17 protein-coding genes and 3 rRNA genes are annotated in these 20,191 nt (G+C 64.6%); 5 read left to right on the top strand and 15 right to left on the bottom strand.

Annotated elements, in window-relative coordinates; all coding sequences use genetic code 11:
* Positions 1 to 72 precede the first annotated feature (72 nt).
* The 3 genes from BN2156_RS04260 to BN2156_RS04250 form a co-directional block, all read right to left on the bottom strand.
* Positions 73 to 1,014: a copper transporter gene (locus BN2156_RS04260; protein ID WP_090510558.1), complete on the bottom strand. Its 942-nt coding sequence runs from the start codon at positions 1,012 to 1,014 to the stop codon at positions 73 to 75.
* 15 nt (positions 1,015 to 1,029) lie between these two features.
* Entirely contained in the window at positions 1,030 to 2,214 is a 1,185-nt protein-coding gene (gene steA, locus BN2156_RS04255) for a putative cytokinetic ring protein SteA (RefSeq protein WP_090510556.1), read from the bottom strand.
* Between the two features lie 100 nt (positions 2,215 to 2,314).
* The gene (locus BN2156_RS04250) at positions 2,315 to 2,836 is read right to left on the bottom strand and encodes a CGNR zinc finger domain-containing protein (protein WP_090510553.1); all 522 of its coding nucleotides are present in this window, start codon (positions 2,834 to 2,836) and stop codon (positions 2,315 to 2,317) included.
* Between the two features lie 143 nt (positions 2,837 to 2,979).
* Here BN2156_RS04250 and BN2156_RS04245 point away from each other — a divergent pair, with 143 nt between their 5' ends.
* Together BN2156_RS04245 and BN2156_RS04240 are read left to right on the top strand one after the other, a co-directional pair.
* Positions 2,980 to 3,441 carry a VOC family protein gene (locus tag BN2156_RS04245; RefSeq protein WP_090510551.1) on the top strand — a complete coding sequence of 154 codons (462 nt, stop codon included), beginning with the start codon at positions 2,980 to 2,982 and terminating at the stop codon, positions 3,439 to 3,441.
* Between the two features lie 20 nt (positions 3,442 to 3,461).
* The gene (locus tag BN2156_RS04240) at positions 3,462 to 4,364 is read left to right on the top strand and encodes a pyridoxamine 5'-phosphate oxidase family protein (protein WP_090515458.1); all 903 of its coding nucleotides are present in this window, start codon (positions 3,462 to 3,464) and stop codon (positions 4,362 to 4,364) included.
* Here BN2156_RS04240 and recN read toward each other — a convergent pair.
* The 11 genes from recN to BN2156_RS04185 form a co-directional block, all read right to left on the bottom strand.
* Positions 4,361 to 6,124: a DNA repair protein RecN gene (gene recN, locus BN2156_RS04235; protein ID WP_090510548.1), complete on the bottom strand. Its 1,764-nt coding sequence runs from the start codon at positions 6,122 to 6,124 to the stop codon at positions 4,361 to 4,363. The two genes, BN2156_RS04240 and recN, sit on opposite strands and share 4 nt — an antisense overlap.
* Before the next feature lie 6 nt (positions 6,125 to 6,130).
* Complete coding sequence (locus BN2156_RS04230) at positions 6,131 to 7,054, bottom strand: NAD kinase (RefSeq protein ID WP_090510546.1); 924 nt, start codon at positions 7,052 to 7,054, stop codon at positions 6,131 to 6,133.
* Positions 7,051 to 7,860 (bottom strand): TlyA family RNA methyltransferase, encoded by an 810-nt coding sequence (locus BN2156_RS04225; RefSeq protein WP_090510544.1) that lies wholly within the window; start codon positions 7,858 to 7,860, stop codon positions 7,051 to 7,053. The genes BN2156_RS04230 and BN2156_RS04225 overlap by 4 nt, the downstream gene beginning before the upstream one ends.
* 6 nt (positions 7,861 to 7,866) lie before the next feature.
* A complete protein-coding gene (locus BN2156_RS04220) occupies positions 7,867 to 8,073 on the bottom strand; it encodes a hypothetical protein (protein ID WP_090510541.1) in 207 nt (68 codons plus the stop codon).
* Positions 8,074 to 8,086: 13 nt separating this feature from the next.
* Positions 8,087 to 9,103, bottom strand: coding sequence for an HAD-IIA family hydrolase (locus BN2156_RS04215; protein ID WP_090510538.1), 1,017 nt, complete (start codon positions 9,101 to 9,103; stop codon positions 8,087 to 8,089).
* 1 nt (position 9,104) lies between these two features.
* Entirely contained in the window at positions 9,105 to 9,956 is an 852-nt protein-coding gene (locus BN2156_RS04210; RefSeq protein WP_162490730.1) for a tetratricopeptide repeat protein, read from the bottom strand.
* A gap of 179 nt (positions 9,957 to 10,135) precedes the next feature.
* A 5S ribosomal RNA gene (gene rrf, locus BN2156_RS04205) occupies positions 10,136 to 10,249 on the bottom strand.
* Positions 10,250 to 10,401: 152 nt separating this feature from the next.
* A 23S ribosomal RNA gene (locus tag BN2156_RS04200) occupies positions 10,402 to 13,522 on the bottom strand.
* 364 nt (positions 13,523 to 13,886) lie between these two features.
* Positions 13,887 to 15,404 (bottom strand): 16S ribosomal RNA (locus BN2156_RS04195).
* Together the 16S, 23S and 5S rRNA genes form the textbook arrangement of a ribosomal RNA operon.
* Before the next feature lie 417 nt (positions 15,405 to 15,821).
* The gene (gene tyrS / locus BN2156_RS04190) at positions 15,822 to 17,108 is read right to left on the bottom strand and encodes a tyrosine--tRNA ligase (protein ID WP_276020878.1); all 1,287 of its coding nucleotides are present in this window, start codon (positions 17,106 to 17,108) and stop codon (positions 15,822 to 15,824) included.
* Between the two features lie 27 nt (positions 17,109 to 17,135).
* Positions 17,136 to 17,747 (bottom strand): DNA-3-methyladenine glycosylase, encoded by a 612-nt coding sequence (locus tag BN2156_RS04185; RefSeq protein ID WP_090510530.1) that lies wholly within the window; start codon positions 17,745 to 17,747, stop codon positions 17,136 to 17,138.
* Positions 17,748 to 17,815: 68 nt separating this feature from the next.
* On the opposite strand from BN2156_RS04185, the gene BN2156_RS04180 reads away from it, so the two are divergent.
* Genes BN2156_RS04180 through BN2156_RS04170 form a run of 3 tightly spaced genes read left to right on the top strand, consistent with a single transcriptional unit; the run spans position 17,816 to position 19,986 of the window.
* Complete coding sequence (locus tag BN2156_RS04180) at positions 17,816 to 18,601, top strand: ABC transporter ATP-binding protein (protein WP_090510528.1); 786 nt, start codon at positions 17,816 to 17,818, stop codon at positions 18,599 to 18,601.
* Entirely contained in the window at positions 18,526 to 19,353 is an 828-nt protein-coding gene (locus BN2156_RS04175; RefSeq protein ID WP_162490729.1) for an ABC transporter permease, read from the top strand. The genes BN2156_RS04180 and BN2156_RS04175 overlap by 76 nt, the downstream gene beginning before the upstream one ends.
* A gap of 6 nt (positions 19,354 to 19,359) precedes the next feature.
* A complete protein-coding gene (locus BN2156_RS04170) occupies positions 19,360 to 19,986 on the top strand; it encodes a TetR/AcrR family transcriptional regulator (protein WP_407661617.1) in 627 nt (208 codons plus the stop codon).
* On the opposite strand, the gene BN2156_RS04165 is transcribed toward BN2156_RS04170, so the two are convergent.
* Positions 19,969 to 20,187 carry a Trm112 family protein gene (locus BN2156_RS04165; RefSeq protein WP_044524090.1) on the bottom strand — a complete coding sequence of 73 codons (219 nt, stop codon included), beginning with the start codon at positions 20,185 to 20,187 and terminating at the stop codon, positions 19,969 to 19,971. The genes BN2156_RS04170 and BN2156_RS04165 overlap by 18 nt on opposite strands.
* Positions 20,188 to 20,191 lie beyond the last annotated feature (4 nt).

Genomic DNA, 20,191 nt, shown 5'->3' with positions numbered 1-20,191 from the left:
GGAAGTTCACCTTAACACCGACACCGACAAGCCGTCGCTGGCGCGCCGCCCGCATCGGCGGCAAATACCCGGCTATTGCGGGATGGTCACCGACGTCGCACCCTGCCCGGTGCCGTACTTGCCGGGCTTGCCGCCACTGACGAGGTCGCTCAGCGCCAGAACGGCGGTGATCTGCCCGGCGCTGGAATCGGCGTCGTCGACCGTGCTGACGACAGCGGTCAAACCAGCATCCGACCTGGTCACCGCCACCGGACCGGTTCCAGAGGCCGACCCCGAGCGGCCGGCGAGCACAGTCCCGGTGCCGTGCGGCGCCAGCCCCGCGGCGAACCGGGCCATGGTTGCGCCGCGGTTGCCGCCGTCCTCGCCGAGCCCTCCGCCGGTGATGATCAGCGCCGTGTTGGCCGCCCCGATGTGCGGATCGTCATACGTCAGGAAGCCGGTGTCGCGCAGCGCGGTGAGCACGGTCTGGCGCTGGGTGTCGTCAACGGGGGCGGCGGCCGGGTTCTTGTCGATCAGCAGCGTGATGCCCAGCAGGTCGCCCGCCTGGGACCCCTGGTCAACCGCCGCGGTGCTCAGCTGCTTGCCGGCCGGCACGATCGGCGAGTTGACCACCGACAGCAGCTTGTCTGCCGAATTCGCTTCAACGAACTCCTGCGTGAGCGTGATCTTCCCGGTCACCGTGCCGCCCGCGTCGCGGATGAACCGAGACACGGCGTCGACGTCGCCGTCGACCGCGTCGGGCGTGCGGAACACCACCACCGACTTGTCCTTCAAGGCGTCGCGCACCATGCGCGGTGCCATCTGGGCATCGAATTCACCCGCCGCATTGAGCTTTTCGTTCAGCGCGTTCTTGCCGTCGGTCAGGGTGTCGATCTGGTGCTGCAGTTCCAACTTGTCGTCACGAAGGCCCGACAAGACGGTGTTGGACAGCAGCCCCGAGCCCAGCGCCACCCCGATGGCCAGCGCCAGGAACACCGCCGCCAGGGAAATCGCGTGCGCACGCAACGTGATCACAGCTCACCGCTCCATTCAGCTGACGAGGTTCTGGACCCACAGCGTGAAGCGGTTCCAGCAGTCGACGACCCAGTCCAGGACCGCGCCGTCGGCCCGTGACACCCACAGCGCGACAACCACCGCCACCAGCATGGCCAGCACCAGCAGCGCGATCGCGCCACCGGACACCCGGCTGCGGTACAGGGTCGCCACCGCCTTGGCGTCGACGAGCTTCTCCCCGACCTTCAACCGGGTCAGGAACGTGGACGGGTTGCTGCGCTGGCGCGTGCGGTCGAAGAACTCCTCGATCGAGGCGGTGTGACCGGCCGTGACGATCAGCGACGCACCGTGGTGGTCGCACAGCAGCAGCGCCAGGTCGGCGGCCGATCCGGCGGCCGGGAAGGTCATCGCGCCGACACCGAGATCTTGGATGCGCTCCAGGCCGGCGGCATGCCCGTCGGCGTCGGCGGGCAGCACCACCTGGGCACCGGACCGCAACACCTCGACACTCATCTTGTCCGGGTCCCCGACGATCAGCGCCGGCCGGTACCCGGCCTTGCGCAGCACGTCCGCACCGGCCCCGACACCGACCAGCACCGGCTGGTACTCCTTGATGAACGGTTTGAGCGCCTTGAGGTCCGCGGCAGCATCGGGCTCCTCGGCCACGATCACCACGTGCCTGCGATGCAGGTCCACGTCGATGTTCGGGATGCCGATGCCGTCGATGAGCAGCGGGCTCTCGCTGCGGATGAACTCGATGGTGTTGCCTGCGAAAGCCTCGAGGTGCGCCACCAGACCGCTCTTGGCGTCGTGCATCAACTCGTGGATCTCTTGGTCGTTGCGCTCGGTGCCGACCGCGATGCGCCGGTCACCGGAGTAGACGCCGCCGTTGTTCAGACGGATCCGCGCCCCGTCCTTGATCTTCTTGAACACCTCCGGCCCGGCCTCGTCGATCAGCACGACGCCGTTGGCGACGAGCACCTCGGGTCCCAGGTTCGGATAGCGGCCGGAGATCGACGGCGAAGCGTTGACGACACCGGCAATATTCGCCTCGACCAGCGCGTCAGCTGTGATCCGATCCAGGTCCTGGGCATCGAGGACGACGATGTCGCCGGGGCCGACGCGCCGCAGCAGCCGGTCGATATCGCGGTCCACTCGAGCAGTGCCGGTCACTCCCGGACGCGAGCTGGCATTGCGGGTGAGCAGCGTGGACATCTTCATGGGCCGATTCTGTCGGGAGTCGTCGGTCCGGCGGCGGAGGCGCGCCGTAACACCAGCCCCACAAGTTGGCTTTAGTCACATCTGTAACAGCGGTTCGGTCTCATTCCCGCTTCGCCGCGTAGTGCCGCGCCGCCTTGGCCCGGTTGCCACAGGTGGCCATCGAATGCCAGCGCCGGGCCCCGTTCTTCGAGGTGTCGTGGAACCAGAGGATGCAGTGCGGATGCGCGCACTGCTTGATCCGATCGGGCGCCTCCCCCAGCAGCCGCAGCAAATCCCCCGCGGCCAGCCAGCCGGCGAGCCATTCCGGCTTGGCCACCTCGGCCGCCTCGGCGGGACCAGTCGGCGTGAGCGTGAGGCGGATACGGCCCCGGTCGAGCACCTCGTTCAGAGCGCCGACGGAGTCTGACTGCAGGGCCTGCAGGATCGCCTCCCGGGCCGAGATGAGCGCGGTCCGCGATTTCTCGTCGGCCTCGCAGCGGTCGATCAACCCGTTGGCCAGCAACCAGCACTGCAGCCCCTCGACGTCCGCGAGAAGGTCCTGCGGCCCATCTGCCGACATCCACCGGGTGTTCAACAGATCCAGCGCAAGAGGTTCGCCGACATGCGGGCGCGGATCACGCATACCTGAGGGTAACCACGCGTGGCCGTCGCCAGGGGTCACCCGTCGCCCTAACCATCGAAATAGAATTAGATGGTTGACGGACTTCCGGCTCCCGTTCTAACCTACATACGTAATTACATTGGTTAGTCATTCAGGAGGACTGCATGCCCGGAACCACCACGCCCCAGCTCGCCACCGGACACGTCGGCATCAACGTCACCGACCTGGAGCGCTCGGTCGCCTTCTACCGCAGCGCCCTGGGGTTCGAACCCCTGGCCGTCAACGGCGAAGGCGAGCACCGCTATGCCTTCCTCGGCACGGGCGGGACACTGCGGCTGACCCTCTGGCAGCAGAGCAACGGCCGGTTCTCCGCGGAAACACCAGGCCTGCATCACCTTTCGTTCGAGGCGGCCAGCATCGACGAGGTGCGGACCGTCGAGGCGGCACTGAAGGCCCTTGGCACGGAGTTCGCGCACGACGGCGTAGTCGCCCACGGTGAGGGAGCCGCGTCCGGGGGCATTTTCTTCACCGACCCGGACGGAACCCGGCTCGAGGTGTACGCCCCGAACGGCGCACAGACCGCTCCCGCACCCCACGGCTCCGCGCCGACCTGCGGATTCTTCTGAGCAGAGCAGAGTAGGTGAACATGTATCACTCGGGTGAGCTGACGGTGCAGCGGCGGATGGGCCAGGAGGCGATCGCCACCCGCGTCGGCCGGATGATCCGCACCGAGATTCCCGAAGCCGCCGCCGCGTTTCTCGCCGAACAGCCGATGATCGTGCTCACCGCGGCCGACGACGAAGGCCGGGTGTGGACCAGCTTGATCACTGGTCCGCCCGGCTTCGTCCACGCCGACGAGCCTCGCACGATCGTGATCGATGCGCGGCCGGCACCGGGCGATCCGCTACGCGACATACTGCGGAGCGGACAGCAGGTCGGAATGATCGCCATCGAGCCGCAGACCCGCCGCCGGATGCGGGTCAACGGCACCGCCGAGCCGTCCGGCACCGGCCTGCGGATCCACACCGACCAGGTGTATTCGAACTGTCCCAAGTACATCTCGCGCAGGGACATCGTCGGCGTGCGGTCGGCGAGCGAACAGCCCGAGCTGAGCCGCGGCGATTCACTCACCGATCGACAACTCGACCTCATCGCGACCGCGGACGCCTTCTTCATCGGTTCGGCGGATGCCGTCGGCAATGCCGACGCGTCCCACCGGGGCGGCAATCCCGGCTTCCTGCAGGCACTCTCACCCCGGTTGCTGCGCTGGCCGGACTACCGCGGGAATTCAATGTTCATGACGCTGGGCAACATCGAGGCCAACCCGCGGTGCGGGCTGTTGGTGATCGACTGGTCTTCCGGCTCGACGCTCCAGCTCACCGGAACCGCCGCAATCAACTGGGCGGAAGCCGATTCCAGTGCCGGCACGCAGTGCGCCGTCGACTTCACCATCGACGAGGCGGTCGAGCTGACCCATGTCAGTCCACTGCGATGGAGCTCCGGCGAGCTGTCACCGGCCAATCCGGGGCTGAGCACCGGACGCGGCTAGGGCGCGCTGCGCTCCTGCTGAGCCGCGTCCAACAGCTCCCGGGCATGGGCCCGGCCGCTGTCGGACTCCCCCAAACCGGCCAGCATCCGGGCCAATTCGGCGACGCGGTCCTCGTCCTCGATGCGGCGTACACCGCTGGACTTGGCGCGGCCATTGCCGCTGTCGACCACCAGGTGGGCATCGGCGAACGCCGCCACCTGAGGCAGGTGCGTCACCACGATCACCTGGTGGGTGCGCGCCAGCCGGGCCAGCCTGCGGCCGATCTGCACCGCGGCCCGGCCGCCGACCCCGGCATCGACCTCGTCGAACACCATCGTCGTACCCGCCGTCGACGCCGAAAGAACCACCTCGAGGGCCAACATGACGCGGGACAGCTCACCGCCGGAGGCACTCTTGGCCAGCGGCAGCACGTCCGCGCCACGATGTGCGGTGAACCCGAACTCGACCGCGTCGACACCGTCGTGGCCGGCGTGCAGAACCTCACCGTCGGGCATGGTCACCGGCGCGGAATCGTCGGCCCGCGCCGGCATCGAGGCGACGCCGATGGTGAACACCGCGTTGGCCATGGCCAGTCCGGCCAATTCCGCGGTCACCGCCTTGGCCAACCCTTTGGCGGCCTTGGACCGGGCCTTGGTGAGCTCCCCTGCCGCCACGACCAACTGAGCCTCGAGCTCGGCGACCTTGCGGTCGAGGGCGGCCAGGCTCTCCTCGGACACATCGAGCTGCGCCAACCGCTCGGCGGCATCCCGCGCCCACTCCAGCACGCCGTCGACATCGGCGGCGTACTTGCGGGTGAGCGTGCGCAGTTCGGCCTGCCGTGCCAGCTTGGACTCCAAAGTGCTGGCATCGCTAGGCAATTCGGACAGGTAGTCACCCAGCTCGCCCGATACGTCACCGATCACCGCCATCGCCTCGGCCAGGCGGACGGCCAGTGCCTGCAGCGCCGAGTCGTCGGTGGACTCCAGCGCCGCCTGCGCCCGGCCCACACCGTCCGACGCCGAGGTGGACTCTGGGGTCGGCTCGTCGAGCTCGCCGGCCAAGGCGAAGCGGGCGGTCTGCGCGGCTTCGCGCAGCGCATCGAGTTCCGACAGCCGGCGGATGTCGGCGATGATCGCCTCGTCCTCACCGGGTTGCGGTGCGACCGCGTCGATCTCCTGGATTCCGAAGCTGAGCCGGTCGGCTTCCTGGGCCAGTTCCCGGGCCCGGTGACGCCGGTCGGTCAGATCACGACGTGCAGCCAGCCATTCATCGCGGATGCGCCGGTAACGGGTCAACGGCTTGTCCACCTCGGCGAACCGGTCCAATGCCGCACGCTGCTCATCGGGCCGCATCAGCCGCAACTGATCGTTCTGGCCGTGCAGGGTCAGCACCTGGGCGGTGAAGCTGCTCAATGATTTGGCCGGCACACTGCGCCCGCCGAGAAAGGCCCGCGAAGGCCCGGCCCGGCTGACCGAACGGGCCGCGATCACGCTGCCGTCGTCATCGCGCTCGGCGCCGGAGGAATCCAGGATCTCCTCGACCCGCCCCGATACGTCCTCACCGAGTTCGATTGTGCTGAAACGGCCTTCCACCACGGCGCGATCCGAGCCCGAACGCACCCTGGTCGCGTCCGCCCGCGCCCCGCCGAGCAGGTGCAGGCTGGTCACCACCATCGTCTTGCCGGTACCGGTTTCACCGGTCAGCACCGTCAGCCCGCGGTCGAACTCCGCGGTGGCCGAACTGATCGCGCCCAATGACTCGATACGAATCTCTGACAGCACAGGTATCTACTGTCCCCGCCATCCGGTGACCGGCAACCGGAACTTGCGGACCAACCGATCGGTGAACGGTGCCGAATCCAGCCGCACCCATTTCAGCGGTGTGCCGCAGCGGGTCACCTCGAGCCGGCCACCGGCCGGCACCACCATCTCGCGGCGACCGTCGCAGAACACCAGGGCATCATTGCCGCTCGCTTCGATCTCGATGGCGATACTGGCCAGCGGGCTGGTCACCATCGGCCGGGCGAACAGCGCGTGAGCATTGTTGGGCACCACCAGAATCGCCTCCAGGTCCGGCCACAGCACCGGGCCGCCGGCCGAGAACGCGTAGGCGGTGGACCCTGTCGGCGTCGACACGAGCACCCCGTCGCAGCCGAAGGACGAGACCGGTCGGCCGTCGACCTCCAGGACCACACCGAGCACCCCGAGCCGCGGCCCCTTCTCCAGGCTGGCCTCGTTGAGCGCCCAACCCCGGTTCACCACATCGGTCCCGACGCGCACGACGATGTCGAGGGTCATCCGTTCCTCGATGCGGTAATCGCGCTCGATCACGCGCTCGAGGACATGGTCGATCGCCTCGGCCTCCGCCTCGGCCAGAAATCCGATCCGGCCCAGATTGACGCCCACCACGGGGATCTCGACATTGCGGGCGAGCTCGGCGGCCCGCAGGAACGTCCCGTCCCCGCCGAGCACCAGCACGAGTTCGCACCCCTCGGCGGCGCGTTCGTCGGCGTCGACCACCTCGATGTCCACCCCGAGGGCGCGCATGTCGTCGGGTGCCAGATGCAGCGGGCCGCGGTCCACGGCCTCCGCTGACAGCACCTTCAAACCAATGCCGTTGTCGCCGAGCACCTTTTCCACCCGGCGGGCGACTTCGGTCGCCTCGTCCCGGCCGGTGTGTACCACCAGCAGGATCGTGCGTTCAGACGTCATTGCGGGCCCTCCTCGACTGCCCGCCGCACTGCCTGGTCGAGCAACTCGCCGTCCAGCCGACGCTCGCTCTGGGCACGCAGGTGCAGGAAGTATTCGACATTGCCCGAGGGGCCTGGAAGCGGGCTTGCCGTCACATCGACAGCATGCCACTGCAGTGCGGCTGCCTTACGGGCGACCGTGCACACCGCGTCGATGCGCAACTCGGGATCCGACACCACGCCGCCCGCGCCCACCCGGTCCTTTCCGACCTCGAACTGCGGTTTCACCATCGGAACGATATCGGCGTCGGCCGCCGCGCAGGCCGTCAGCGCGGGAAGAACGGTGGCCAGCGAGATGAACGACAGGTCGGCCACGATCAACTGCACCGGTCCGCCGATCGCCTCGGGGGTCAACTCCCGCACATTCGTGCGTTCCAGCACGTGGACCCGCTCGTCTGACCGCAGCGGCCAGGCCAGCTGGCCATACCCGACGTCGGCGGCCACCACCTCGGCCGCGCCGCGGTCGAGTAGGACTTCGGTGAATCCCCCGGTCGACGCCCCGGCATCGAGGCAGCGCCGTCCCTCGACGGTGACGTCGAACGCGTCGAGGGCACCGATCAGCTTGTGCGCACCCCGGGAAACCCAGGTGCGTTCCTCCGAGGCGATCACCGTGATGTTGGTGTCCGGCGCCACCGCGGTGGCCGGTTTGGCCGCCGGCATGCCGTCGATCCGGACCCTGCCTGCCTCGATCAGTTCAGCCGCCTGCTGGCGTGACCGGGCCAGGCCCCGCCGCACCAGCTCGGCATCAACGCGGGCGCGCCGCGCCACCGGCGCTCACCTTCCGGTCGCCTGCGGTCCGCCGGGTTGCCCCCTGTCGACGGATTCGAGAGCCTGTACGAGCAGGTCGTGGGCCTGCTCAAGCCGAGCAGCCACCACATCGATGTCCACACCTTCGAGCGCGGACGGGTCCACCGCCGGATCCGGCACGCCTGCCAGTACTTCTGCGACCTGCGCACGCAAATGGTCGGGATCGGTAGTCATAACGACACTCACGCTAGTCGATGGGAACCGACAGCAACGACCAATGTTGCAGCGCCCGGCGCGCTGTGTCGTCACCGGCCAGCACCGTGAAACCGGTGTGGTCGAGGTCCGCGGCCCACACCGCGTGCGCGGTGGCGCGCACCACGGAGAGGTCGTCTTTGGGCTCCTGCCCGGAGGCACGCACCGTGACCGCGTTCGTGTCGACGTCCACCTGCCAGGCCCCATCGGGTCCGATGCGCAGCGTGTCGGCGTCGGCGTGCAGTCCCCGCAGGTCCGCGGCGAGGTATCCGGGGCGCTCGGCGGGCATCGCGCGCACTGCCTCGATCGCCGTGCTGACGCCGGTGAGGACCATCAGGCTCGGCAGCCCGGCGGCGACGGCGCCGGCGATGTCGGTGTCGAGCCGATCGCCCACCACGAGCGGGGCCGTGTAGGTGCCACGGCTCAACGCATCGTTCATCAGGGTCGGCTGCGGCTTGCCGGCCACGAGCGGGTCCTGTCCGGTCGCCACCCGCAACGCCGCCACCATCGAGCCGTTGCCCGGCAGCAGGCCGCGCTCCGATGGCAACGTCAGATCCACGTTGGCGGCCACCCACAACGCTCCAGAACGGATGGCAAGCGCGGCCTCGGCCAAGTTCGGCCAGGCGGTATCCGGTGAATGCCCCTGCACCACGGCGACCGGGCCCTCGCCGAACGTCCGAACCGGACGTAGCCCGACATTGCTCACCTCACCGGCAAGCGCATCCGTTCCGACGACGAGAACCGCTGAGCCCGGCGACAAATGGGCGGCCAGCAGGTGCGCCGCGCTCTGGGCACTGGTCACCACATCATCGGGTGCTGCACTGAATCCGAGTTCACGCAGATGCTCGGCGACCTGCTCGGGCGCGCGTGACGCGTTGTTGGTGACATAGAGCACCCGCGCATCGAGGCCGGCCAGGCTCTCGAGAGCTCCCACGGTCGGCTCGTGGCCCCGAAACACCGTGCCATCGAGATCGAGCAGCAGGCAATCATGTTGCCGCGCAAGCGTGGTCACGTCAGGAAAGCTCCGTGATCCGGTCTTCCGCGTCGGTGATGCCCTCGATGTCGGCCTGCTCGGCATGAACGAACCACTGGAGCGCCTCGTCATTGCGGCCGAGTGCCAGCAGGGTATCCGCGTAGACGTAGAACAGCCGGGCAGCGGTCGACCCCACCGTGGTGGGGTCCAGCTGAGGCGTCGACAGGATGGCCAACGCCTGCTCGAACTGCCCGAGATCCGAACGTGCACCGGCTGTGACGATGCGCAGCTCGTCGGCGTCCTCACCGGTGAGCGCGGCAGCCTCGTCGCTACGGGCCAACTCCAGGGCCCGTTCGGGCCGTCCCACACCGCGTTCGCAATCGGCGATCATCGCCAGCAACGCTGACTTGCTGCCCATCCGCCGGGCAGCGCGCAACTCGGCAAGAGCTTGCGCCCAGTCGCCGCTGTGATAGGCCGCGATGCCGACGGCCTCACGCACCACCGCTATGCGGCCGGCCCGGTTTCGGGCGGCCCGGGCATGGGCGAGCGCAGCGTCGGGGTCCTCGTCGAGCAACTTGCCGGCCATGACGAGATGGCGGGCCACGAAATCGGCAGTGGCCTTGTCCAGGGTGACCAGCTCCCGGCGCACGTCGGGAGCCAGCTCCTTGGCTTCGACATCGGCCGGCAACTTCGGGCCGTCGTTCCTTGGCTCCGCGTCCTCGGTGGGCTGAGCCTGACGGGCCCGTCCGGGCCCGGAGTGGCGGGGCGCACCAGAACGTTGATCGCGTCCCCGCTGGTCGCGGGAACGGTGGTGACCCGAATTGTTCGATGTGCGATCGTTCGATGCACGCCGCGGACGACGCTCCGCGCCGCCTTGTCTGTCCTCGACCACGTGTGCCTTTCTACCCGCCCTTCCCGCAAAGGATACTGGCAGCGGCCACGGCCGACATAATTATGTGAGCGCCAACGCAGCGGGTAATCGCTCGAATGTCAATTGAATTCGACGAATGAAATGGAAATCAAAAGCGAATCGCCCCCCACGATAAACGTGGGGGGCGATTCTTAATTTGTGTTCGGCGGTGTCCTACTTTTCCACCCGGGAGGGTAGTATCATCGGCGCTGGCAGGCTTAGCTTCCGGGTTCGGGATGGGACCGGGCGTTTCCCTGCCGCTATGGACCGCCGTAACTTTATTCACCCGTTTCTGGGTGTGAACCTTGTGTTTTGGTGGTGGGGTGCGGTGTGCACTCCGGTCACACGAGGTGTGGGTGTTTGTGGTGTGGTTGCGAGGTCAGATGTGTGTCTTACTGAAACTCATCAAACTTTGGTGTTTGTTGGTTGTTGTAAGTTTTCGGCCGGTTAGTGCCAGTTCCCTGCACCTATTGCTAGGCTTCCAGGTCTGGTCTATCAATCCCGTGGTCTGCGGGGGGCCTTATCCCTCTAAAAGGGTGAGAAGCCTGGTCTTGGAGGGGGTTTCCCGCTTAGATGCTTTCAGCGGTTATCCTGTCCGAACGTGGCTATCCAGCGGTGCTCCTGGTGGAACAACTGGTATACCAGAGGTTCGTCCGTCCCGGTCCTCTCGTACTAGGGACAGATTTCCTCAAGCTTCTGACGCGCGCGGCGGATAGAGACCGAACTGTCTCACGACGTTCTAAACCCAGCTCGCGTGCCGCTTTAATGGGCGAACAGCCCAACCCTTGGGACCTGCTCCAGCCCCAGGATGCGACGAGCCGACATCGAGGTGCCAAACCATCCCGTCGATATGGACTCTTGGGGAAGATCAGCCTGTTATCCCCGGGGTACCTTTTATCCGTTGAGCGACACCCCTTCCACTCAGAGGTGCCGGATCACTAGTCCCGACTTTCGTCCCTGCTCGACATGTACGTCTCGCAGTCAAGCTCCCTTGTGCACTTACACTCAACACCTGATTGCCGTCCAGGTTGAGGGAACCTTTGGGCGCCTCCGTTACATTTTGGGAGGCAACCGCCCCAGTTAAACTACCCACCAGGCACTGTCCCTGAACCGGATATACGGTCCGAGGTTAGAGGCCCAATACGATCAGAGTGGTATTTCAACAATGACTCCACCCACACTGGCGTGTGAGCTTCACAGTCTCCCACCTATCCTACACAAACCGTATCGAGCACCAATACCAAGTTGTAGTGAAGGTCCCGGGGTCTTTTCGTCCTGCCGCGCGTAACGAGCATCTTTACTCGTAGTGCAATTTCGCCGAGTCTATGGTTGAGACAGTTGAGAAGTCGTTACGCCATTCGTGCAGGTCGGAACTTACCCGACAAGGAATTTCGCTACCTTAGGATGGTTATAGTTACCACCGCCGTTTACTGGGGCTTAAATTCTCTGCTTCACCCCGAAGGGTTAACAGGTCCTCTTAACCTTCCAGCACCGGGCAGGCGTCAGTCCGTATACATCGTCTTGCGACTTCGCACGGACCTGTGTTTTTAGTAAACAGTCGCTTCTCACTGGTTTGTGCCACCCCCTCCCGCTGCCGGCCGCAAGAGCCTTGACGATATGGGGGTCCCCCTTCTCCCGAAGTTACGGGGGCATTTTGCCGAGTTCCTCCAAGTCACTCGTACGCCTTAGTATTCTCTACCTGACCACCTGTGTTGGTTTGGGGTACGGGCCGTGTATGTCCTCGCTAGAGGCTTTTCTTGGCAGCATAGGATCACCGAATTCGCCTCAAACGGCTATGCATCACCTCTCAGGATATGTGAAACGCGGATTTGCCTACGTTTCTCCCTACAGGCTTACCCCAGTACAACCACTGACTGGTACGGCTACCTTCCTGCGTCACCCCATCGCTTGACTACTACCCACCGGGGTCCCACGCAGCCCCGTCAACGCCTCACCCCGAAGGGATCGGTCACGACGGTTTTGGATGGTTAGCACAATGGATTCATCAGGGACGCACATACACGGGTACGGGAATATCAACCCGTTGTCCATCGACTACGCCTGTCGGCCTCGCCTTAGGTCCCGACTCACCCTGGGAGGACTGGCCTGGCCCAGGAACCCTTGGTCTTTCGGCGGGCAAGGTTCTCACTTGCCTATTCGCTACTCATGCCTGCATTCTCACTCCCACACCCTCCACAGCTAGATCACTCTGCTGCTTCACCGGATGCAGGACGCTCCCCTACCCAACGTATAAATACGTTGCCGCGGCTTCGGCGGTGTGCTTGAGCCCCGCTACATTATCGGCGCACAATCACTTGACCAGTGAGCTATTACGCACTCTTTCAAGGGTGGCTGCTTCTAAGCCAACCTCCTGGTTGTCTTCGCGACTGCACATCCTTTTCCACTTAGCACACGCTTAGGGGCCTTAGCCGGCGATCTGGGCTGTTTCCCTCTCGACGCACGGAGCTTATCCCCCGCCGTCTCACTGCCACACTCTTGGACTTGTCGGCATTCGGAGTTTGGCTGACGTCAGTAACCCTGTGGGGCCCATCGGCCATCCAGTAGCTCTACCTCCAACAAGAAACATGTGACGCTGCACCTAAATGCATTTCGGGGAGAACCAGCTATCACGGAGTTTGATTGGCCTTTCACCCCTACCCACAGCTCATCCCCTCAGTCTTCAACCTAAGTGGGTTCGGGCCTCCACGCGGTCTTACCCGCGCTTCACCCTGGCCATGGGTAGATCACTCCGCTTCGGGTCCAGAACACACCACTACACCACACACTGTTGTGTGGATACGCCCTATTCAGACTCGCTTTCGCTGCGGCTACCCCACACGGGTTAACCTCGCGACATGTCCCTGACTCGCAGGCTCATTCTTCAAAAGGCACGCCATCACCCCACGACAAGTCGAGGGCTCTGACGGATTGTAAGCGCACGGTTTCAGGTACTATTTCACTCCCCTCCCGGGGTACTTTTCACCATTCCCTCACGGTACTAATCCGCTATCGGTCACTGGGAAGTATTCAGGCTTACCGGGTGGTCCCGGCAGATTCACAGCAGATTTCACGGGCCCGCTGCTACTCGGGAACACCGTTCAAGGTAGATGTCAGGTTTTCACGTACCGGGCTCTCACCGTCTACGGCAGGTCATCCCAAACCACTTCCGCTAACCACGACATTTTCTCACTACCCTCCAGCCAGGTAGAGCTGGAAAAACAGGTCCCACAACCCCGCACACACAACCCCTACCCGGTATCACATGCATACGGTTTAGCCATCCTCCGCTTTCGCTCGCCACTACTCACGGAATCACATTTTGTTTTCTCTTCCTACGGGTACTGAGATGTTTCACTTCCCCGCGTTCCCTCCCTACACCTATGTATTCAGTGCAGGGTGACACGACATCACTCGTGCCGGGTTTCCCCATTCGGACATCCTCGGATCAACGCTCGGTTGGCAGCTCCCCGAGGCATATCGCAGCCTCCAACGTCCTTCATCGGCTCCCAGTGCCAAGGCATCCACCATGCGCCCTTAAACACTTACAACACAAAAACCAAAAATGAGTTTCAAAAGAAATTGCACATCAACACACAAACCAGGCCCCACCCACAAGGAGTGAGACCCAACATATGCGTGCTAGATGCTCGCAACCACTATCCACAAATCAAACACCACACCCCACCACCAAAGTGAGGCAACAACACGCCGACACCCGCAACCGGATGCCACCCCCAACAGGGGCACGGGCCTGTTGTCTCAAAGCCCAATAGTGTGTCTGGCAGTTCCACAAGTTTGTTGTTGCACCAGACCCCCACCCACTACAGGTGTGAGGCCATCCAACGAATCGCCTGAAAGCTCAGCTGATCCCGCGATTTACGGGGCCGGCCCAGGTCTCGTGGTGCTCCTTAGAAAGGAGGTGATCCAGCCGCACCTTCCGGTACGGCTACCTTGTTACGACTTCGTCCCAATCGCCGATCCCACCTTCGACGGCTCCCTCCACAAGGGTTAGGCCACCGGCTTCGGGTGTTACCGACTTTCATGACGTGACGGGCGGTGTGTACAAGGCCCGGGAACGTATTCACCGCAGCGTTGCTGATCTGCGATTACTAGCGACTCCGACTTCACGGGGTCGAGTTGCAGACCCCGATCCGAACTGAGACCGGCTTTGAAAGGATTCGCTCCACCTCACGGCATCGCAGCCCTTTGTACCGGCCATTGTAGCATGTGTGAAGCCCTGGACATAAGGGGCATGATGACTTGACGTCATCCCCACCTTCCTCCGAGTTGACCCCGGCAGTCTCTCACGAGTCCCCACCATTACGTGCTGGCAACATGAGACAAGGGTTGCGCTCGTTGCGGGACTTAACCCAACATCTCACGACACGAGCTGACGACAGCCATGCACCACCTGCACACAGGCCACAAGGGAACCAATATCTCTACTGGCGTCCTGTGCATGTCAAACCCAGGTAAGGTTCTTCGCGTTGCATCGAATTAATCCACATGCTCCGCCGCTTGTGCGGGCCCCCGTCAATTCCTTTGAGTTTTAGCCTTGCGGCCGTACTCCCCAGGCGGGGTACTTAATGCGTTAGCTACGGCACGGATCCCAAGGAAGGAAACCCACACCTAGTACCCACCGTTTACGGCGTGGACTACCAGGGTATCTAATCCTGTTCGCTCCCCACGCTTTCGCTCCTCAGCGTCAGTTACTGCCCAGAGACCCGCCTTCGCCACCGGTGTTCCTCCTGATATCTGCGCATTCCACCGCTACACCAGGAATTCCAGTCTCCCCTGCAGTACTCTAGTCTGCCCGTATCGCCCGCACGCCCACAGTTAAGCTGTGAGTTTTCACGAACAACGCGACAAACCACCTACGAGCTCTTTACGCCCAGTAATTCCGGACAACGCTCGGACCCTACGTATTACCGCGGCTGCTGGCACGTAGTTGGCCGGTCCTTCTTCTATAGGTACCGTCACTTGCGCTTCGTCCCTATTGAAAGAGGTTTACAACCCGAAGGCCGTCATCCCTCACGCGGCGTCGCTGCATCAGGCTTGCGCCCATTGTGCAATATTCCCCACTGCTGCCTCCCGTAGGAGTCTGGGCCGTATCTCAGTCCCAGTGTGGCCGGTCACCCTCTCAGGCCGGCTACCCGTCGTCGCCTTGGTAGGCCATTACCCCACCAACAAGCTGATAGGCCGCGGGCCCATCCCACACCGCAAAAGCTTTCCACCACACCCCATGAAGAGCGCGGTCCTATTCGGTATTAGACCCAGTTTCCCAGGCTTATCCCAAAGTGCAGGGCAGATCACCCACGTGTTACTCACCCGTTCGCCACTCGAGTACCCCGAAGGGCCTTTCCGTTCGACTTGCATGTGTTAAGCACGCCGCCAGCGTTCGTCCTGAGCCAGGATCAAACTCTCCAAACAAAAACTCCCCATCAAAGACAGGGCAGAATTTCAAGTTCAGAACAATCTGACCTAAACAAAAGACACCAAACAAACTGGCATCAAAAAAACAAAACCACCCACCAAGATCGGAAGACGGGGAGTCCCCCAAGATGAGTGGCAAAAACAACAAACAAAAACCACCAAACACACTATTGAGTTCTCAAACAACACGCCCGAGTTTGTCGCGCAGAAATCCCGCGGCTAAAAGCCGCTGAACTTTACTGCGGGCAGTGAGAAGACCCACCGTAATGGGTGTCTCTCTCGGATTTCGTCTTCGCTCTCCGGCGCTTGTCCGTGTCGCTCTGACCTGGAATAAGTTACGTGAGCGCTAACAGCGAGTCAAATCGCCTGGTCAGTCTGACGTTTCCCCAGGTCAGAGCCGGGACGTCGGCAGGCCTAGGCGCCCACGCGCTCGACCCCGGCAATGTGCCGCTTGCCACGTCGCAACACGAGCCACCGCTCATGCAGAAAATCGGAATGCTGTGGTACCCACTCGTCACTTTCAATCCGAATGTTGTTCACGTACACCCCGCCCTCGGCGACGTTGCGGCGTGCGGCTCCCTTGCTGGCCGCCAATCCCGTGCCGACCAACAAATCGATGACCGAATCCGGGCCGCCCGGCTTCAGCTCGGCGACCTGCCCATTGCTGGCCTCGCGCAGTGCGGCGCCGAGGGTCGATTCGTCGAGGTCGGTCAGCTCGGCCCGGCCGAACAGTGCCTGACTGGCCAGCTCGACCGCCGTCGTCGCGGCTTCGCCGTGCACCAACGTGGTCAGTTCCCTGGCCAGCCGTTTCTGTGCGGCCCGTTCATGTGCCCGGTTTTGGGTGGAGTCCTCGAGTTCGGCGATCTCGTCCGACGACAGGAAGGTGAACCAGCGCAGGTAACCGACCACGTCGGCATCGGCGGTGTTCACGAAGTACTGGTACCAGGCGTACGGGCTGGTCATCTCGGGATCCAGCCACAGGTTGCCACCGCCGGTCGACTTGCCGAACTTCTTGCCCTCGGAGTCGGTGACCAGCGGAGTTGTCATGGCGTGCACGGTGGCGCCCAGCTTCTGGCGCACCAGGCGGGCGCCCGCCACGATGTTGCCCCACTGGTCGGAACCGCCGATCTGCAACGCGCAGCCGTGCCGCTGATGCAGCTCGACGAAGTCGTTGGCCTGCAGCAGCATGTAGCTGAATTCGGTGTAGGAGATGCCGTCGCCCTCCAGCCGGCGCCGCACCGTCTCCCGGTCCAGCATCACGTTGACCGAGAAGTATTTTCCCAGGTCACGCAGGAACTCGATGGCCGACAGCTGCCCGGTCCAGTTCAGGTTGTTCTCGACGATTGCGCCGGTCGGGGTGTCGTCGAACTCGACGAACCGTTCCAGCTGGCCGCGGATGCGCCCGGCCCAGTCGGCGACGGTGTCGGCCGTGTTCAGCGTGCGCTCCCCCGTATCGCGGGGATCGCCGATCATCCCGGTTGCCCCGCCGGCGAGCACGATCGGCCGGTGCCCGGCGCGTTGGAACCGCCGCAGAGTGAGCAGCGGCACCAGGTGTCCCGCGTGCAGGCTCGGCGCGGTCGGGTCGAAGCCGGAATACACGGTCATGGGTCCCTTGGCCAGGTCATTCGCCAGCGCGTCGCGGTCGGTTGACTGCGCGATCAGCCCACGCCAGTCCAGCTCATCGAGGATTCCCATGCTCATGACGACGATCATGCCGCATCGTCGACATCAGTCACTGGCACCGGGCGCCGGGGCGCGCGGGCTGCGCCGATACGCCGACACCTCTGCACTGCCGGCCAGCCAGAACCGCCACCTGCGGTCGGCGGCCTTGCTCACGCCGACCCGGGGCCCCTCCACCGACGGAACCTCGTCACGCAGCGCCAGCCGCACCGGACTGTCGCCGTCGAACATGTCAATTCCGTTGTCTTCCATGGTGATTCCCAAGGCCGAACAGAGGTTGCCCGGCCCCCGCGCGAGCGCGGAAGGCAAAATCGCCGGTCCGCGGCGCCGGGCGGCGAGGTCAGCGCCGGCAGACACCGAAGCCGCTCGCAGCAGTACCGCGCCCGCAACACCGTCGAATCCGCAGACCACATTCGCGCATACGTGAATGCCGTGACTGCGGTAGGTGTACAGGTGCCCGGGCGGGCCGAACATCACCAGATTGCGCCCGCCCGCACCCCGGAACGAATGCGAGGCGGCGTCGGGCCAGGGTCCGTCAGCGGGGCCGCCGTACGCCTCGACCTCGACGACGACGGCACTCACGCCGCGTCCGGTCAGCTCGGCTCCCAACAGACGGCGGGCCGCAAGCAACGGATCTCCGGCCAGTAGCTCAGCGCCCACCCGAGCGATTCTGCACTTCTCAACTACCACCGTTGACACCGGCCGCACCGGAGCGCAGTATTCATCACATGATGACTTCATCGATTGATGAATTCTCTGCGGGAATCCCGACCGGGGCGGCTCCACCGGCCATCGACATCGCTGGACTGCAGGTCAACCGGGGTGGCCGGGCGGCGATCCGCGATCTCAGCGTGCGGATCGCCGGCGGCGCCATCACCGGCCTGCTCGGTCCATCGGGCTGCGGAAAGTCGACCCTGATGCGCAGCATCGTCGGCACCCAGATCGTCGCGGCCGGCACCGTCACGGTGCTCGGACACCCTGCCGGGTCGGCCCCGCTGCGTCACCGGGTCGGCTACGTCACCCAGGACCCGACGATCTACGACGACCTGCGAGTGATCGACAACGTGCGGTATTTCGCCGCGCTGTACGGCACATCGGCGGACTCGGCCGCCAATGCCATCCGTTCGGTGGGCCTCGACGACCACCGAACCGCGTACTGCGGCAACCTCTCCGGTGGTCAGCGCACCCGAGTCTCGCTGGCCTGTGCACTGGTGTCCGAGCCCGAACTGCTGGTGCTCGACGAACCGACAGTCGGCCTCGACCCCGTCCTGCGGGTCGACCTGTGGGAGCAGTTCCGGCGGCTCGCGGCGCGAGGTACGACGCTGCTGGTTTCCAGCCACGTCATGGACGAGGCCGACCACTGCGGCGACCTGCTGCTGATGCGCGAAGGCCGACTGCTCGCCCACACAACCCCAGACCTGCTACGGAAGGACACGGCATGCACGTCCCTGGAGGAAGCGTTTCTCACCGTCATCCGACGCAGCGCCTCGGGCGCGACCAACCGAGCCGACTGAGCCCCGCCGCATACCTGGCCACGACCGGGCGGATCCTGCGACAACTGGCCGCCGACCATCGCAGCGTCGCCATGATCCTGGTGGTGCCCAGCCTGATCATCACGCTGATGTACTTCATGTTCCAGAACGCGCCGCACTCGCCAGGTCACCCCAGCCCGTTCAACACAGCGTGCCTGATCATGCTCGGAGTCTTCCCCCTCGTGGTGATGTTCCTGATCACCTCGATCACCATGCAGCGCGAGCGGGTCTCGGGGACGCTCGAGCGGATCCTCACCACGCCCCTGCGACGTTTCGACCTGCTGGCCGCCTACGGCACGGCCTTCTCCATCGCTGCGGCGGCCCAAGCGACGCTGGCCTGCATCGTCGCGTTCTGGTTCCTGGGCTTCGACACCGCGGGCAGCCCCGTACTGGTGTTCCTGATCGCGATCATCAACGCCGTTCTCGGCGTCGGCCTCGGCCTGCTGTGCAGCGCGTTCGCCCGGACCGAGTTCCAGGCGGTCCAGTTCATGCCGGTGGTGATCGTGCCGCAGCTGCTGTTGTGCGGCATCATCGTGCCGCGCGCCGCGCTGCCGGAGTGGCTGCAGTGGATCAGTAATGTGCTCCCCGCCAGCTATGCGCTCGAAGCCCTGCAGCAGGTCGGCGCCCATCCCGAGCTGACCGCCGTCGCGGCGCGTGACATCGCGGTCGTCGTGGGGTTTGCCATCGTGGCACTGTGCCTGGCTGCCGCCACCTTGCGCCGCCGAACTCCTTAGGAAGCCGTGAGCACCGACATCGATTCCGAACACGAACGCAAACGCCCGGGCCGCCCCGCCGGCCCCTCGGACAGACGCGAGCGGATCTTGGCCAGTGCACGGGAGCTGTTCGCGCGCAATGGAATCGACAAAACGTCGATCCGCGCCATCGCGGCCGGTGCCGGCGTGGACGCCGCCCTGGTGCATCACTACTTCGGCACCAAAACCCAGCTGTTCGCCGCCGCTATCCACATTCCCATCGACCCGATGACGGTGATCGGCAAGCTGAAAGAGGTGCCGGTCGAGCAGATCGGGCACACCCTGCCGTCAATCTTGTTGCCGCTGTGGGATTCCGAGATCGGAAAGGGGTTCGTCGCGACCCTGCGGTCGATTCTGGCCGGCAACGACGTATCGCTGGTGCGGTCGTTCCTCCAGGAAATCATCATCGGCGAAATCGGACCGCGGGTGGACAACCCACCCGGCAGTTCTCGAATCCGCATCCAGTTCGTCGCCTCACAACTGGTCGGGGTCGCGATGGCGCGCTACATCCTGGAACTCGAACCCTTCGCCACGCTGCCGGCGGAACAGATCGTCGAGACCATCGCACCCACTCTGCAGCGGTACCTCACGGGTGACCTACCCGGACTCTCCTGATCCGGCCAGGTCCAGCAAGCGGCGATGCTCGGCGTCGTCCTCGATGGCCACGGCCTCGTCGACGAGTAGCACCGGGATGCCGTCCTCGATCCGGTAGGCCCGGCGCAACCGCGGGTTGTAGAGCCAGTCCGTTCCGGCCAGCAGCAGCGGCCCGCGGTCCTGCGGGCAGACCAGGATGCTCAGAAGCTTGTCGTCGACCACCAGG

The organism is Mycolicibacterium neworleansense, from assembly GCF_001245615.1.
In the GTDB taxonomy this organism is placed as follows: domain Bacteria; phylum Actinomycetota; class Actinomycetes; order Mycobacteriales; family Mycobacteriaceae; genus Mycobacterium; species Mycobacterium neworleansense.
The sequence above is the reverse complement of the archived record's forward strand: the minus strand, read 5'-3'. Positions and strand labels throughout refer to the sequence as shown.